This window comes from Pseudomonas sp. HN2 (assembly GCF_020736465.1).
Lineage (GTDB): Bacteria > Pseudomonadota > Gammaproteobacteria > Pseudomonadales > Pseudomonadaceae > Aquipseudomonas > Aquipseudomonas moraviensis_A.
This window is the reverse complement of the sequence record NZ_CP085885.1, coordinates 5936941-5950942: the sequence shown is the minus strand read 5'-3', so window position 1 is coordinate 5950942 and position 14002 is coordinate 5936941. Positions and strand designations below refer to the sequence as shown.

Genomic DNA, 14002 nt, shown 5'->3' with positions numbered 1-14002 from the left:
ACCGCAAGGAGAAAAGCCATGGCCAAAGAAGGCTCGGTAGCCCCCAAGGAACGCATCAACGTCACCTTCAAACCCGCCACCGGCGGTGCTCAGGAAGAGATTGAACTGCCGCTGAAGCTGCTGGCAATCGGTGACTACACCCACCGCAAGGACGATCGCAAAATCGAAGATCGCAAGCCGATCAGCATCGACAAGGTGACCTTCGACGAAGTGCTGGCCAAGCAAGAGCTGGGTCTGACGCTGAGCGTGCCGAACCGTCTGCAGGAAGATGGCGAGGCTGAAGAGCTGGCCGTGCAATTGCGCGTCAATTCGATGAAGGACTTCAACCCGGCCAGCCTGGTCGAGCAAGTGCCTGAGCTGAAAAAACTGATGGAACTGCGCGATGCGCTGGTGGCCCTCAAAGGCCCGCTGGGTAACGCACCTGCGTTCCGTAAAGCGATCGAAGGCGTGCTCGCCGACGACGAATCCCGCGGTCGCGTACTCGGTGAGCTGGGCCTGAACGCCGCAGCCCCGGACGCCTGAGACTCCAGCCAAGGAAGCCAACACAATGAGCACTAGCGCAGCACAAGAGAAGAGCGCCGGCAACGGCGAGTACAGCATTCTCGACAGCATCATCGCCGAAACCCGTCTGACTCCGGACGACGAAGCCTACGACATCGCCAAGCGCGGTGTGTCGGCGTTCATCGAAGAACTGCTCAAGCCGCAGAACAACGGTGAGCCGGTCAAGAAAGCCATGGTTGACCGCATGATCGCCGAGATCGATGCCAAGCTCAGCCGTCAGATGGACGAGATCCTCCACCACCCGGATTTCCAGGCACTGGAATCGTCGTGGCGGGGTCTGCAGTTGCTGGTCGACCGCACCAACTTCCGCGAAAACATCAAGATCGAAATCCTCAACGTCTCCAAGGAAGACCTGCTGGACGATTTCGAAGATTCGCCGGAAGTCATGCAGTCGGGCCTGTACAAGCACATCTACACCGCTGAATACGGCCAGTTCGGTGGTCAGCCGGTGGGCGCGATCATTGCCAACTACTACATGTCGCCAAGCTCGCCAGACGTCAAGCTGATGCAGTACGTGGCCAGCGTTTCGTGCATGTCCCACGCGCCGTTCATCGCTGCCGCCGGGCCGAAATTCTTCGGTCTGGAAAGCTTCACCGGCCTGCCGGATCTGAAGGATCTGAAAGACCACTTCGAAGGCCCGCAATTCGCCAAATGGCAGAGCTTCCGTACCTCCGAAGACTCCCGCTACGTTGGCCTGACCGTGCCGCGTTTCCTGCTGCGCAACCCGTACGATCCGGAAGAAAACCCGGTCAAATCGTTCGTGTACAAGGAAACCGTTGCCAACAGCCACGAGCACTACCTGTGGGGCAACACCGCTTACGCGTTCGGCACCAAGCTGACCGACAGCTTCGCCAAATTCCGCTGGTGCCCGAACATCATCGGCCCGCAGAGCGGTGGCGCGGTTGAAGACCTGCCGTTGCACCACTTCGAAAGCATGGGCGAAATCGAAACCAAGATCCCTACCGAAGTATTGGTTTCCGACCGTCGTGAATACGAACTGGCCGAGGAAGGCTTCATCTCCCTGACCATGCGCAAAGGCTCCGACAACGCGGCGTTCTTCTCCGCAAGCTCGGTGCAGAAGCCGAAGTTCTTCGGCATCAGCGCAGAAGGCAAGGCGGCAGAGCTGAACTACAAGCTCGGCACCCAACTGCCGTACATGATGATCGTCAACCGTCTGGCTCACTACTTGAAAGTGCTGCAGCGCGAGCAACTCGGTTCGTGGAAAGAGCGTACCGACCTCGAGCTGGAACTGAACAAGTGGATCCGTCAGTACGTTGCCGACCAGGAAAACCCGAGCGCCGAAGTGCGTGGCCGTCGTCCGCTGCGCGCTGCGCAAGTGATCGTCAGCGACGTTGAAGGCGAGCCGGGCTGGTACCGCGTGAGCTTGAACGTGCGTCCGCACTTCAAGTACATGGGTGCCGATTTCACCCTGTCGCTGGTTGGCAAGCTGGACAAAGAGTAAGAGCGACTCATGGACGGATACGGCAGCCTGTTCGAACGCCTCAACGGCGACGCACAACTACGCAAGGGCAACAGCCTTGAGGCTTGTGCCATGGCGTCAGTGGCTGCCCATCTGGCCAAAATGCTCAGCACCCGGGCCGGCAGCGTGCAAACGCTGTCCGACTACGGGTTGCCCGATCTCAATGACATGCGCCTGAGCCTGCACGACTCCCTGAGTCAGGCCCGTCTGGCTATCGAAAACTTCATCGAAGCCTACGAGCCACGCCTGAGCAATGTGCGTGTCATTTCCCTGCCGCGTGACCACGATCAACTTCGCCTGGCCTTCAGTATCGAAGGCCTGCTGGAAGTCGAGGGGTTCAAGCGTCAGGTCAGTTTTTCCGCGCGCCTGGATGGCAGCGGACAAGTGAAGGTCACCTAAGGAGAACCCCGATGTCTGGCAAACCTGCAGCACGCGTATCCGACCCCACCGCTTGCCCGCTTCCCGGCCACGGCACCAACCCGATCGCCGCCGGTTCCGGCGACGTATTCTTCGACGGCCTCGCGGCCGCCCGCCAAGGCGATGCCTCGGCGTGTGGTGGTGCGCTGGTCGGCGACCTTGCCACTACCGTTTTGATCAACGGCAAACCGGCCGCCACGGTTGATTCGGTGGGGACCCATGGCAACAAGGTTACGGCTGGGTCCGGGACGGTGATTATTGGCAATTCGCATTCGCCAGCGCCGTTTGTTCCGCCGTTGCCGGTGGAGATCAAATGGCCGTTTAACGAGCACTACGTCATCAATTGTCAGGACTCTGGGAAGCCACTGGCGGGAGTGGCATACAGCTTCAAAACAGCCTCGGGGAAAGTTATCAGTGGGGTCACGGGAGCCGACGGGAAGACGCAAAAAATCTCGTCCTCTATAGCGGAGTCCTATGAGTTGACTATTGAACAGCAATCTGAAGTCGTAATTGGATAAAAGGATTTTGTTATGGCGGATACGAAAATAGCATCAAGTCTGACGCCGGCCAGTAACCAAACTGGTAAGTCTGCAGCTGTCCGTCAATTCAAAATCACAGATATACCTGATGCGATGGATAAGATGAAATGGCCAGTTGCTGCGAAGCTTATGCGCCACTGGTTTGATGGCGCGCCATGGCCAACCGCCGATGGTGCGATGAGTAAAGAGGTCAAAGACCATATTGCTCTTGCTGACATCGCCTACGTGAATGACACTATCGTAAAAATGGACTGGTTGATGCAGTTTGAACCTGCGAAAGCTGTCATTGAAGAGCTTAAGTCTGCTTGGGATAATACTGCAGGTCGTAATAATATAAGCAAGAAGATTAAAGATAAGTATCTTGGCTCGGCGCCGGGTGTCTATCCTTTTAAGTTTGCGAGCGCCAGGAAGGTTGAAGAGTTTGGATACAGTAATAGTCGAGCAGTTAAATTTGGCCTGATAGACAAGACTGATGAGTTGCGAGCTGCGCTGGCAAACTTTAATGTCCGCGTATTTCCAGAAGGAAAACTGGTGATTTCCGTAGATAGCATTCAGCTGTTTGTGGAGCGAATTGGGTTTTATGCTGAGGACGCGTATGACTTCAATGACTCACCGGATGACAATTTCAGTCAGCCATTGGGGTTCTGGAACTTTGATGGTATAGCCAACCCTGCCTATGCGGCCACCGCAAATACCGGTGCAGCGCAGATGAAGTCAGACATCGCTTCAAACCCCTATATCAGTGCGGAAGATTCTCAGGCGATGTTTAGGGAAATAGAAAGCTCGCGTTATTTCTATATTACAAATTCTCACTTTGTAAAATATCGGATGGAGTTTAAAAAAGGCGGTGATTTCCAGGTTTTGTCTGATGTTCAATATCAAAACGTTCCCGTGACAGTTATTAATGTTTGGAATAAATGATGCGCATTTTTACTCGTGTACAATCCGCTGTCGAACTGGGTGTGGCGAAAAAATGACTACGCTTAAAAAGAAATGGCTAGTGCCTATCAGTTTGCTCTTGGTGTTTATTGCATTGCTCGTTTATTGCTTGAACGCAATGCTGGATTATCCTGCAAGTACAACTACAGCTAGTCCCTCGGGCCGCTACACAATTGAGAATGTACGTGTCGGCAGGATCTTCATGCTTGGTGGTATGGCGTATTTAAGAGTTATCGATTCAAAAGAGCCAGAAAAGGTATATCGAACCCCGCTGTATGATACTCAGTCATTGGATATGCGTACATTTGAAGATGATGCTGAGGTTGGAATTACTTGGATCTCCTTCGAAAAGAAAGATAAGGCTTTTGTAATTTCCATGCCGCAATGGGAAGAAAGCTGGCTGAATATTTTCATCAGTAATACACCCTACGAGATTCTGGAAAACTGATAGCAGTATGAACAGCTACGTCCGTCTCGACCTATGTTTATTAACCCACGCCCTCGGATGCGTGGCTTATGCATTTTTGAATTACGCGGTTGTGCATGCTTACAAGCTTTTTAACGGCGGATTTACCTCCCATGGCGTCGCCATCGGAATTGCGACTTACTCACTGTTTTACATTTTTCTGGGCGTCAATCTGATCGTTGCGCTGACTCCAAATCTGGTTGCCAAGCTGGTCATCCTTTTTCTGATGGTGGGCTTCATCCTGCTCTGGATGCTACCCGACAACCCGTTAAGAGCCCTGTTCTACGGCGTGGCCCAAGGTTGCGTCACGTTGCTGGCGATCCTCACCACTCAAGTCATCGAGTTGCGCTGGGCTTTGCGAAACATCACAGGTCGCATTCAGCCAAGTCGGCCTGCAGGTGCAATCCAATGACCAAGTCGGGCGTTGAACGTAATTCACAGGTCGGTAATTCCATGAGCTCCATTACCAGGCAGGTACCCCGTGTCCTTTAACCACTACTACCAAAGCGAACTCACCGCACTGCGCCAGCTCGGTCGCCGTTTCGCCGAGCGTAGTCCGGCGTTGGCGCCGTATCTGGGGCAGGCCGGGCGGGATCCGGATGTGGAGCGGTTGCTCGAAGGCTTTGCGTTTCTCACCGGGCGCCTGCGGCAGAAGCTCGATGACGAGCTGCCGGAGCTCAGCCATTCGCTGATGCAGCTGCTGTGGCCGAACTACATGCGCCCGCTGCCGGCGTTCAGCATTCTGCAGTTTGATCCGCTCAAGCGTTCCGGCCCGGCGCTGCTGGTTGAGCGCGATACGCCGATCGAGAGCAAGCCGATCGATGACGTGCGCTGCCGCTTCCGCACCTGCTACCCGACCGAAGTGCTGCCACTGGATCTGGCTGCGCTGAATTATTCGGTGAAAGGCGACGGCTCGCTGCTCAGCCTGCGTCTGGAAATGAGCGCCGACGGCCATCTCGGTGAACTGGAGCTGAGCAAATTGCGCCTGCACTTCGCCGGCGAGCGCTACATCAGCCAGATGCTTTATCTGAGCCTGCTGCGCAACCTCGACGGCATCGAGCTGATCCCGCTCGACGGGGCCGGCAAGGCGATTGATGGCGTCAGCGGCAAGCCGATGGCGTTCAAGATTCCCGGTGACCGGGTGAAACCGGTGGGCTTTGCCGAAGAAGAAGCGTTGATCCCGTATCCGCTGAACACCTTCCGTGGCTATCGCTACCTGCAGGAATACTTCGCCTTCCAGGACAAATTCCTGTTCGTCGACGTCAACGGTCTGGACATCCTCAAGGCACTGCCGGAAGACACCCTCAAGCAGATGCGCGGCCTCGAATTGCGTTTCGACATTCGCAAGAGCGGCATCATGCGCATGCGTCCGACCCTGGATAACGTCAAGCTGTTCTGCACGCCGATCGTTAATCTGTTCGAGCACGACGCATTGCCGATCCGTCTCGATGGCAAGCAGGACGAATACCTGCTGCTGCCGGCGGAGTACGACCTGGAAAACTGCGGTGTGTTTTCGGTAGAAACCGTGACCGGTTGGAAGCCCGGCGGCCTCGGTTATCAGGAATACGTGCCGTTCGAATCCTTCGAGCACGACCCGAGTTTCGACGTGCCCAACAGCCGTCCGCATTACAGCATTCGCCAGCGCTCGTCCTTGTTGCATGACGGCCTCGACACTTACCTGAGCTTCGGCATCCGCCACACCGAAGCCCACGAAACGCTGTCGATCGAGCTGATGTGCACCAACCAGAACCTGCCGAAAAAGCTCAAGCTCGGCGACATCTGCATGGCCAGCGAGCAGACCCCGGAATTCCTCAGTTTCCGCAACATCACCCCGCCCACGTCGAGCTTCGCGCCGCCGCTGAACCGCGACTTCCTGTGGAAGCTGATCAGCAACATGTCGCTCAACTATCTGTCGCTGGCGGACGTCAATGCGTTGAAGGTGATTCTGGAAACCTACGACCTGCCGCGCTACTACGACCAGCACGCGGAAAAGGTCAGCAAGCGTCTGCTCGGCGGCCTCAAGCACATCAAGCATCACCACGTCGACCGACTGCATCGTGGCCTGCCGGTACGCGGTCTGCGCACCGAACTGACCATCGATCCGGAAGGCTATATCGGCGAGGGCGATCTGTTCGTCTTCGCTTCGGTTCTCAACGAGTTTTTCGCGCTTTACGCCAGCCTCAATTCATTCCATGAGCTGCGGGTAAAAAGCACACAGGGAGAGGTGTACCAATGGACACCACGTATGGGCCTGCAGCCCCTGCTTTAAGCGGGCTGACCAAGGTAATACGCGAGTACTCGCTGTTTCAGGCCGTGCTGCTGGTGATCGACCGGCTGCGCGAGGCACACCCGCATCTGAGCGAAGACGATCTGTACGACCAGGTCGAGTTCCAGGCCAACCCGAGTCTGGGTTTTCCGCGCAGCGACGTTGATCGCGTGGAGTTTTTCGAAGAGCACGGCAAGATGCGCGCGCGCATGCGCTTCAACCTGATCGGCCTGGTGGGCTCCGGTTCGCCGCTGCCGGCGTTCTACGGCGAGCAGGCGCTGGGCGACAGCGAAGACGGTAACCCGACGCGCAATTTCCTCGACCTGTTCCACCATCGCCTGCAACGACTGATGCTGCCGATCTGGCGCAAGTACCGCTACCGCGCGAGCTTCCAGAGCGGCGCGATCGATCCCTTCTCGGCGCAACTTTTTGCGCTGATCGGCCTGGGCGGTGACGAGATCCGCAAGGCCAAGGAACTCAACTGGAAACGCCTGCTGCCGTACCTCGGCCTGCTCAGTCTGCGGGCACACTCGGCGGCGCTGATCGAAGCCGTGCTGCGTTACTACTTCAAGCACGAAGACCTGGTCATCGAGCAGTGCATCGAGCGCCGCGTGGAAATTCTCGACGAGCAGCGCAATCGTTTGGGCCGCGCCAACAGCGTACTCGGCGAAGACCTGGTGCTGGGCGAGCACGTGCGCGATCGCAGCGGCAAATTCCGCATTCACATCACCGAACTCGACTGGCAGCGATTCCATGAATTCCTGCCGATCGGTTTCGGCTACCAGCCGCTCTGCGCGCTGGTGCGGTTCACCTTGCGTGACCCGCTCGATTACGACATTCGCCTGGTCCTGCGCCAGGAAGAAATCCGCGAACTGCGCATCGGTGAGCAGAACGCCTGTCGCCTCGGTTGGACCAGTTGGCTGGGCCGCGAAAAAGCGGACGGCGTGGTGACCCTGGGCAGCAAAATTCATTAAGGACGTGAGCCATGATCAACGTAGACCTGCAACAACTCATCCAGGCGCTGGACGCCGAAACCCGTCGTGATCTGGAGCGTTCGGCCGAGCGTTGCGTCGCCCGGGGCGGCAGCAAGATCCTCGTCGAAGACTTGCTGCTGGGCTTGCTCGAGCGCCCGAACGGCTTGCTGTCGCGCGCGTTGCAAGATGCTGACGTCGACGCCGGTGAACTGACCGCTGCATTGCAATCGCGAGTCGAACACAGCGCTTCGCGCAACCCGGTGTTCGCCCCGGAGCTGGTGCAGTGGCTGCAAGACGCACTGCTGGTGGCCAATCTCGAACTGGGCCAGACCCAGGTCGAAGACGCCGCGCTGATCCTGGCGTTGCTGCGCAACCCGATGCGCTATGCCGGCAGCCGCTATCAACCGCTGCTCGCCAAACTGAACATTGATCGCCTGAAAGAATTTGCCCTGTCGCAACAGGAGCAACCGGCGGCCAATGGCAAACCGGCGGCGCAGGGCGAATCGCTGTTGCAGCGCTTCACCCACAACCTGACTCAGCAGGCCCGCGACGGCAAACTCGACCCGGTGCTGTGCCGTGACGGCGCGATTCGGCAGATGGTCGACATCCTCGCCCGGCGCCGCAAGAACAACCCGATCGTCGTTGGTGAGGCCGGTGTCGGCAAGACCGCCATCGTCGAAGGCCTCGCCTCGCGCATCGCTGCTGGTGAAGTGCCGCAGGTGCTCAAAGGCGTTGAATTGCTGTCGCTGGACATGGGCCTGTTGCAGGCCGGCGCCAGCGTCAAAGGTGAATTCGAGCGTCGTCTCAAAGGCGTGATCGATGAAGTCAAAGCCTCGCCGAAACCGATCATTCTGTTCATCGACGAAGCCCACACGCTGATCGGCGCGGGCGGCAATGCTGGCGGCTCAGACGCGGCCAACCTGCTGAAACCGGCGCTGGCCCGTGGCGAACTGCGCACCATCGCCGCGACCACCTGGGCCGAGTACAAGAAATACTTCGAGAAAGACCCGGCGCTGGCCCGCCGTTTCCAGCCCGTGCAATTGCACGAACCGACCGTCAGCGAAGCAGTGACCATTCTGCGTGGTCTGGCTCAGGTCTACGAGAAGAGCCACGGTATCTACCTGCGCGATGACGCGGTGGTGTCCGCCGCTGAATTGTCCGCGCGTTACCTGGCCGGTCGGCAATTGCCGGACAAGGCTGTCGACGTCCTCGACACCGCGTGCGCCCGCGTGCGCATCAGCCTCGCCGCCGCCCCGGAAAGCCTAGAGCGCCTGCGTGGCGAACTGGCTGAAGGTGGCCGTCAGCGTCAGGCCCTGCGCCGCGATGCCGAGGCAGGTCTGCTGATCGACCACGAAGCGCTGGAGGCACTGGAAGCGCGTCTGGACGAAGCCGAAGAGGAAATGGTCGCGCTGGAAACTCTCTGGACCGAACAGAAAGAACTGGCCGAGCGTCTGCTGGAACTGCGTCAGCAACTGGCCAAGGCCCGCGAAGCCGCAGCCGTCGAGCCGACCGTCAGCGTGGAAGAAGATGCCGAAGGCACGGTGATTGAAACCGTGGTCGCCGAGGTTGAAGAAGGCCAGAGCGTCGAAGCGCTGGAAGCCCAGCTGCATGAAACCCACGCCGCGTTGACTGCCGCGCAAGTCAAAGAACGTCTGGTCAGCTTCGAAGTGTGTCCGCGTCTGGTTGCCGAAGTGATCAGCGCCTGGACCGGTGTGCCACTGGCGCAACTGGCCCGCGAGCACAACGCCAAGGTCGCCAGTTTCGCCACCGATCTGCGCACCCGCATTCGCGGTCAGGAACAAGCCGTGCACGCGCTGGATCGCTCGATGCGCGCCACCGCTGCAGGTCTGAACAAACCGGATGCACCGGTCGGGGTGTTCCTGCTGGTCGGCCCGAGCGGCGTCGGCAAGACCGAAACCGCGCTAGCCCTGGCTGATCTGCTGTACGGTGGCGACCGTTTCATCACCACCATCAACATGTCCGAGTTCCAGGAGAAACACACCGTCTCGCGCCTGATCGGTGCACCGCCGGGCTACGTCGGTTACGGCGAGGGCGGCATGCTCACCGAGGCCGTGCGCCAGAAGCCGTATTCGGTGGTGTTGCTCGATGAAGTCGAGAAGGCCGATCCGGACGTGCTCAACCTGTTCTATCAGATCTTCGATAAAGGCGTGGCCAACGATGGCGAAGGTCGCGAGATCGACTTCCGCAATACGTTGATCCTGATGACCTCGAACCTGGGTAGCGACAAGATCAGCGACCTCTGCGAAAACGGCGCACGGCCGACCGCCGAAGTCCTCGAAGAAACCATTCGCCCGGTGCTCAGCAAGCACTTCAAACCGGCGCTGCTGGCGCGGATGAAAGTGGTGCCGTACTACCCGGTGGGCGGCCCGGTGCTGCGCGAGCTGATCGAGATCAAACTCGGCCGTCTCGGCGAGCGTCTGAGCCGTCGTCAGCTGGAATTCAGCTGGTGCCAGAACCTCGTCGATCACCTGTCCGAGCGCTGCACGCAAAGCGAAAGCGGCGCGCGCCTGATCGATCATCTGCTCGATCAGCACGTGCTGCCGCTGGTGGCTGATCGTCTGCTCGACGCGATGGCGACCGGCGAAAGCCTCAAGCGTGTGCATGCCACGCTCGACGGCAACTCCAGCGTGACCTGCGAGTTCGTCTGAGGTGGGCGTGATGTTCACTCAGGTGCCGCAGCCACTGGCCTACGCCGAAGCGTTGCTGGCGCAGTTCGCCAGTCTGTCGCGGGCGGCGGACAGTGCTGTGCTGCTGGGTGAATTCGTCCGTGGCCTGGGCGAGCTGAGCGGTTGCGAATTGACCCAGCTGTATCTGCTCGACGCCACCCACACTTGCCTGGGCATGAACGCCGAGTGCCTCGACGGCGCGCTGCAACCCCGTCAGGCGGCGAGCCTGCCGGCCGATTACAACGGCGAGCAACTGCTGCAGTTCGCCCTGTGTCAGAACCGCGTGGTCTGCCTCGACGACCTCGCCGGCAGCCTGCACGAAACCAGTTTTCTGCCGGCGGCAAGCACGCCGTGGCAGTCGCTGTTGTGCGTGCCGCTGGTCAATCAGCACAAGGCGGTGGAGGGCTTGCTGCTCTGCGCCAGTCGCCGTCGCACTGACTTGCAGGGTTTCGCCGACTCCCTCGGCCAGCTCGGTTCGTTCGTGCTCGGCCAACTGCATCTGCTGCAACGCCTGCGTCAGCCAGCCGCCGAATCGGCCACCGCCACACGCAGCGTGCCGAGCATCAGCGGCTATGGCCTGATCGGTAAAAGTGCGGCGATGCGCCAGACCTACTCGCTGATCAGCAAGGTTCTGCACAGCCCTTACACCGTGCTGTTGCGGGGCGAGACCGGGACCGGCAAGGAAGTGGTGGCACGGGCGATTCACGATTGCGGCCCGCGTCGTTCCCAGGCGTTCATCGTGCAGAACTGCGCGGCGTTCCCGGAAAACCTGCTGGAAAGCGAACTGTTCGGCTACCGCAAAGGCGCCTTCACCGGCGCCGATCGCGATCGCGCAGGGCTGTTCGACGCGGCCAATGGCGGCACGTTGCTGCTCGATGAAATCGGTGACATGCCGTTGTCGCTGCAAGCGAAGATTCTGCGCGTGTTGCAGGAAGGCGAGATCCGTCCGCTGGGTTCCAACGACACGCACAAGATCGACGTGCGCATCATCGCCGCGACGCACCGTGATCTGGCGGTGCTGGTCAGCGAAGGCAAGTTCCGTGAGGACTTGTACTACCGCCTCGCGCAATTCCCGATCGAGTTGCCGGCACTGCGTCAGCGCGAAGGCGACATCCTCGATCTGGCCCGGCATTTCGCCGAGAAGACCTGCACGTTTTTGCAGCGTGATCCGGTGCGCTGGTCGGACTCGGCGCTGGAGCATCTGAGCGGTTACACCTTCCCTGGCAACGTTCGCGAACTCAAGGCACTGGTCGAGCGCGCGGTGTTGCTTTGCGAGGGTGGCGAGTTGCTCGCCGAACATTTTTCCCTGCGCCTGGAACCGATGCCCGAGGACAACAGCGGCCTGAATCTGCGCGAACGCCTGGAGCAGGTCGAGCGCACGTTGCTCCTCGATTGCCTGCGCAAGAACGATGGCAACCAGACCCTTGCCGCCCGCGAACTGGGCCTGCCGCGACGCACGCTGTTGTATCGGCTGGGGCGCTTGAACATCAATCTGGGAGACTTCGATGGTTGATCTGAAGAAGTGTCCTGAGCTGAACAACTTCCCTGTGGCGAGGGAGCTGGCTCCCGCGCGGCTGCACAGCAGTCGTAGCTCGGTGAACTCGATTGTCCTGAAGCACCGCGATGGCTGGTTTTGGGGCCGCTTCGCAGCCCAGCGGGAGCAAGCTCCCTCGCCACAGGAGGTTGTCGCTCCTCCCTGGCATGGCTTCAGGCCCCGGTTCAGAGCCTCGCAAAACAATGAATTCGCTAATAACGGCGCCGCCCGAAAGGGCCGGCGCTTTGTGCTTTGTCTACACCTGGAGACCCTCTGATGTCTGTTCGTCACTGGCACGCTGTCCTGCTGACCCTCGTCGTTCTATGCGGCCTTGGCGGCTGTAGCGGCAATTACAAATTCAACGACAACGACTATCGCCCGTTGGGTGATCCGCAAGCGGTCAATCGCGGCAAGTGACCGCAAGGAGCATCAAACATGGAATTGGTTTTCGAAATGCTGAACACCAAGCAGTTCGTGCCCACCGAGTTGTGCCAGCGGACCTTCAAACAGGCCGGTGGCGTGATCGGGCGCGGCGAGGACTGTGACTGGATCATCCCTGACCGCAAGCGTCACCTGTCCAATCACCACGTGATTGTCAGTTACCGCGAGGGCTCGTTCTTCCTCACCGACACCAGCAGCAACGGTGTCCAGGACGGCAGCAGCGGCGCACGCCTGCACAAGGGCGAGCCGGTGCGCATCGAGCACGGCAGCACCTACATTCTCGGCGACTTCGAAATCCGTGCGCGGCTGGTCCGTGACCCGGCGACGTTCGATGGCGAAGTCGGCCGTCCGCGCGCCGCTGGCAGCATCATTCCGGACGACGCGTTCCTTGATCTCGACCCGCTCAATGCCCTCGAACAGCAAGAGCGCGTCTACTCGGAAATCGACGAGCTGCTGTCGCCCACCGCCAAGCCGGAAGATTCCCGTCAGCGTGCCGACTACGCGCGCATCGACATGGAAAGCCTGATGGTCCCGGAGCTGATTGCCGCCCCGGTCGAGCCTGAGCCGGCGCCTGCGCCGAAAGCCGTCGAGCGTCAGAGCGAAGGTTTCTGGGAGCACTTCGGCGCGGCGCTGGGCGTCGACGTCAAAGCCCTCAGCCACGACGAACGTGAAGCGCTGGCGCTGAACGCAGCGCGCCTGCTGCGCCAGAGCATCGGCGGTTTGCAGCAGAGCCTGCGTACCCGCTCGGAGCTGAAAAACGAGCTGCGTCTGGCCCAGACCACCGTGCAAGGCACCAACAAGAACCCGCTGAAATTCGCCGTCGATCCGAGCGAGGCGCTGCAGATTCTGTTGCAGCCAAGCAAGCCCGGACATCTGCCGGCCGAGCAAGCGATCTCCCGCGCATTCCGCGATTTGCAGGCGCATCAAGTGGCGCTGCTGACGGCCAGCCGCGCCGCCGTGCGTGGCACGCTGGAGCACTTCTCGCCAGAGCAACTGACCTTGCGTTTCGAGCGTGACAACAAGCCATTGATCGCCACTTCGGGCGGGCGCTGGAGAGCGTTCGGCCGCTATCACCAGGCACTGCGTCAGGACGATGACTGGAGCGAGCGTCTGCTGGCCCGCGACTTCGCTCAGGCTTACGAAGAACAGATCCGCCTGATCTCCACCCTCCACACCGACCACCAAGGATGATGCGCATGTCTCGCCGCTCGACCGCTTTTTTCAAGACGCTGACTGCGCTCACCGTGCTGGTGCTGCTCGCCGGTTGCTCGTCGCTGTCGCCGTACTCGAAAGTGACCAAGATCAACCTCAAGCTGACCGGCAGCGACCAGCTCAACCCGGACCTCAACGGGCGGCCGTCGCCGATCGTCGTGCGCCTGTTCGAACTCAAGCACCCGGTGACCTTCGAGAACGCTGATTTCTTCAGCCTCTACGAGCGCGCCAAGGAATCCCTCAACCCGGATCTGGTGGCCAGCGAAGAACTCGAACTGCGCCCGGGTGAAACCGTGGAGCTGAAACTCAGCGTGGAGGAGGGCAGCCGTTACGTGGGCATCCTCGCGGCCTATCGCGACCTACCGGATACGCAATGGCGCCACACCGTGCAGATCACTCCGCTGGAACTCACCGAGGCGGATCTGACCCTCGATCAGGCCGGTATCCGCAACACCCAACAAGTGCTCGCCAAGGCGGATGACTGAT

At 59.7% G+C, this 14002-nt stretch carries 14 protein-coding genes; all 14 read left to right on the top strand.

Features of this window, described 5'->3' with window-relative positions:
- The first annotated feature begins 18 nt into the window (after positions 1–18).
- The 14 genes from tssB to tssJ all read left to right on the top strand — a co-directional run bounded on the left by tssB (position 19) and on the right by tssJ (position 14001).
- The gene (tssB, locus tag LIS66_RS26545) at positions 19–522 is read left to right on the top strand and encodes a type VI secretion system contractile sheath small subunit (RefSeq protein ID WP_042608085.1); all 504 of its coding nucleotides are present in this window, start codon (positions 19–21) and stop codon (positions 520–522) included.
- A 25-nt stretch (positions 523–547) separates the two neighbouring features.
- Positions 548–2023 carry a type VI secretion system contractile sheath large subunit gene (gene tssC / locus LIS66_RS26540; RefSeq protein WP_007920272.1) on the top strand — a complete coding sequence of 492 codons (1476 nt, stop codon included), beginning with the start codon at positions 548–550 and terminating at the stop codon, positions 2021–2023.
- 9 nt (positions 2024–2032) lie between these two features.
- Complete coding sequence (tssE, locus tag LIS66_RS26535) at positions 2033–2440, top strand: type VI secretion system baseplate subunit TssE (protein ID WP_123454704.1); 408 nt, start codon at positions 2033–2035, stop codon at positions 2438–2440.
- 11 nt (positions 2441–2451) lie between these two features.
- Positions 2452–2976, top strand: a complete 525-nt coding sequence (locus tag LIS66_RS26530; protein ID WP_042608086.1) for a PAAR domain-containing protein — start codon at positions 2452–2454, stop codon at positions 2974–2976.
- Positions 2977–2988: 12 nt separating this feature from the next.
- Positions 2989–3918: a DUF6402 family protein gene (locus LIS66_RS26525; RefSeq protein WP_064365135.1), complete on the top strand. Its 930-nt coding sequence runs from the start codon at positions 2989–2991 to the stop codon at positions 3916–3918.
- A 52-nt stretch (positions 3919–3970) separates the two neighbouring features.
- Positions 3971–4384: a hypothetical protein gene (locus LIS66_RS26520; protein ID WP_064365134.1), complete on the top strand. Its 414-nt coding sequence runs from the start codon at positions 3971–3973 to the stop codon at positions 4382–4384.
- Positions 4385–4391: 7 nt separating this feature from the next.
- Positions 4392–4814: a hypothetical protein gene (locus tag LIS66_RS26515; protein WP_042608089.1), complete on the top strand. Its 423-nt coding sequence runs from the start codon at positions 4392–4394 to the stop codon at positions 4812–4814.
- A gap of 69 nt (positions 4815–4883) precedes the next feature.
- A complete protein-coding gene (gene tssF / locus LIS66_RS26510; RefSeq protein WP_227973315.1) occupies positions 4884–6671 on the top strand; it encodes a type VI secretion system baseplate subunit TssF in 1788 nt (595 codons plus the stop codon).
- The gene (gene tssG, locus LIS66_RS26505; protein WP_056790879.1) at positions 6635–7642 is read left to right on the top strand and encodes a type VI secretion system baseplate subunit TssG; all 1008 of its coding nucleotides are present in this window, start codon (positions 6635–6637) and stop codon (positions 7640–7642) included. The genes tssF and tssG overlap by 37 nt, the downstream gene beginning before the upstream one ends.
- Positions 7643–7653: 11 nt before the next feature.
- On the top strand, positions 7654–10311 hold the full coding sequence (tssH, locus tag LIS66_RS26500) for a type VI secretion system ATPase TssH (RefSeq protein ID WP_083353837.1): 2658 nt from the start codon (positions 7654–7656) through the stop codon (positions 10309–10311).
- 10 nt (positions 10312–10321) lie between these two features.
- On the top strand, positions 10322–11842 hold the full coding sequence (locus LIS66_RS26495; RefSeq protein ID WP_227973314.1) for a sigma-54 interaction domain-containing protein: 1521 nt from the start codon (positions 10322–10324) through the stop codon (positions 11840–11842).
- Positions 11843–12139: 297 nt separating this feature from the next.
- Entirely contained in the window at positions 12140–12280 is a 141-nt protein-coding gene (locus LIS66_RS26490) for a hypothetical protein (RefSeq protein ID WP_003229566.1), read from the top strand.
- An 18-nt stretch (positions 12281–12298) separates the two neighbouring features.
- The gene (gene tagH / locus LIS66_RS26485) at positions 12299–13495 is read left to right on the top strand and encodes a type VI secretion system-associated FHA domain protein TagH (protein ID WP_227973313.1); all 1197 of its coding nucleotides are present in this window, start codon (positions 12299–12301) and stop codon (positions 13493–13495) included.
- A gap of 5 nt (positions 13496–13500) precedes the next feature.
- Positions 13501–14001: a type VI secretion system lipoprotein TssJ gene (gene tssJ / locus LIS66_RS26480; RefSeq protein ID WP_016772509.1), complete on the top strand. Its 501-nt coding sequence runs from the start codon at positions 13501–13503 to the stop codon at positions 13999–14001.
- Position 14002 lies beyond the last annotated feature (1 nt).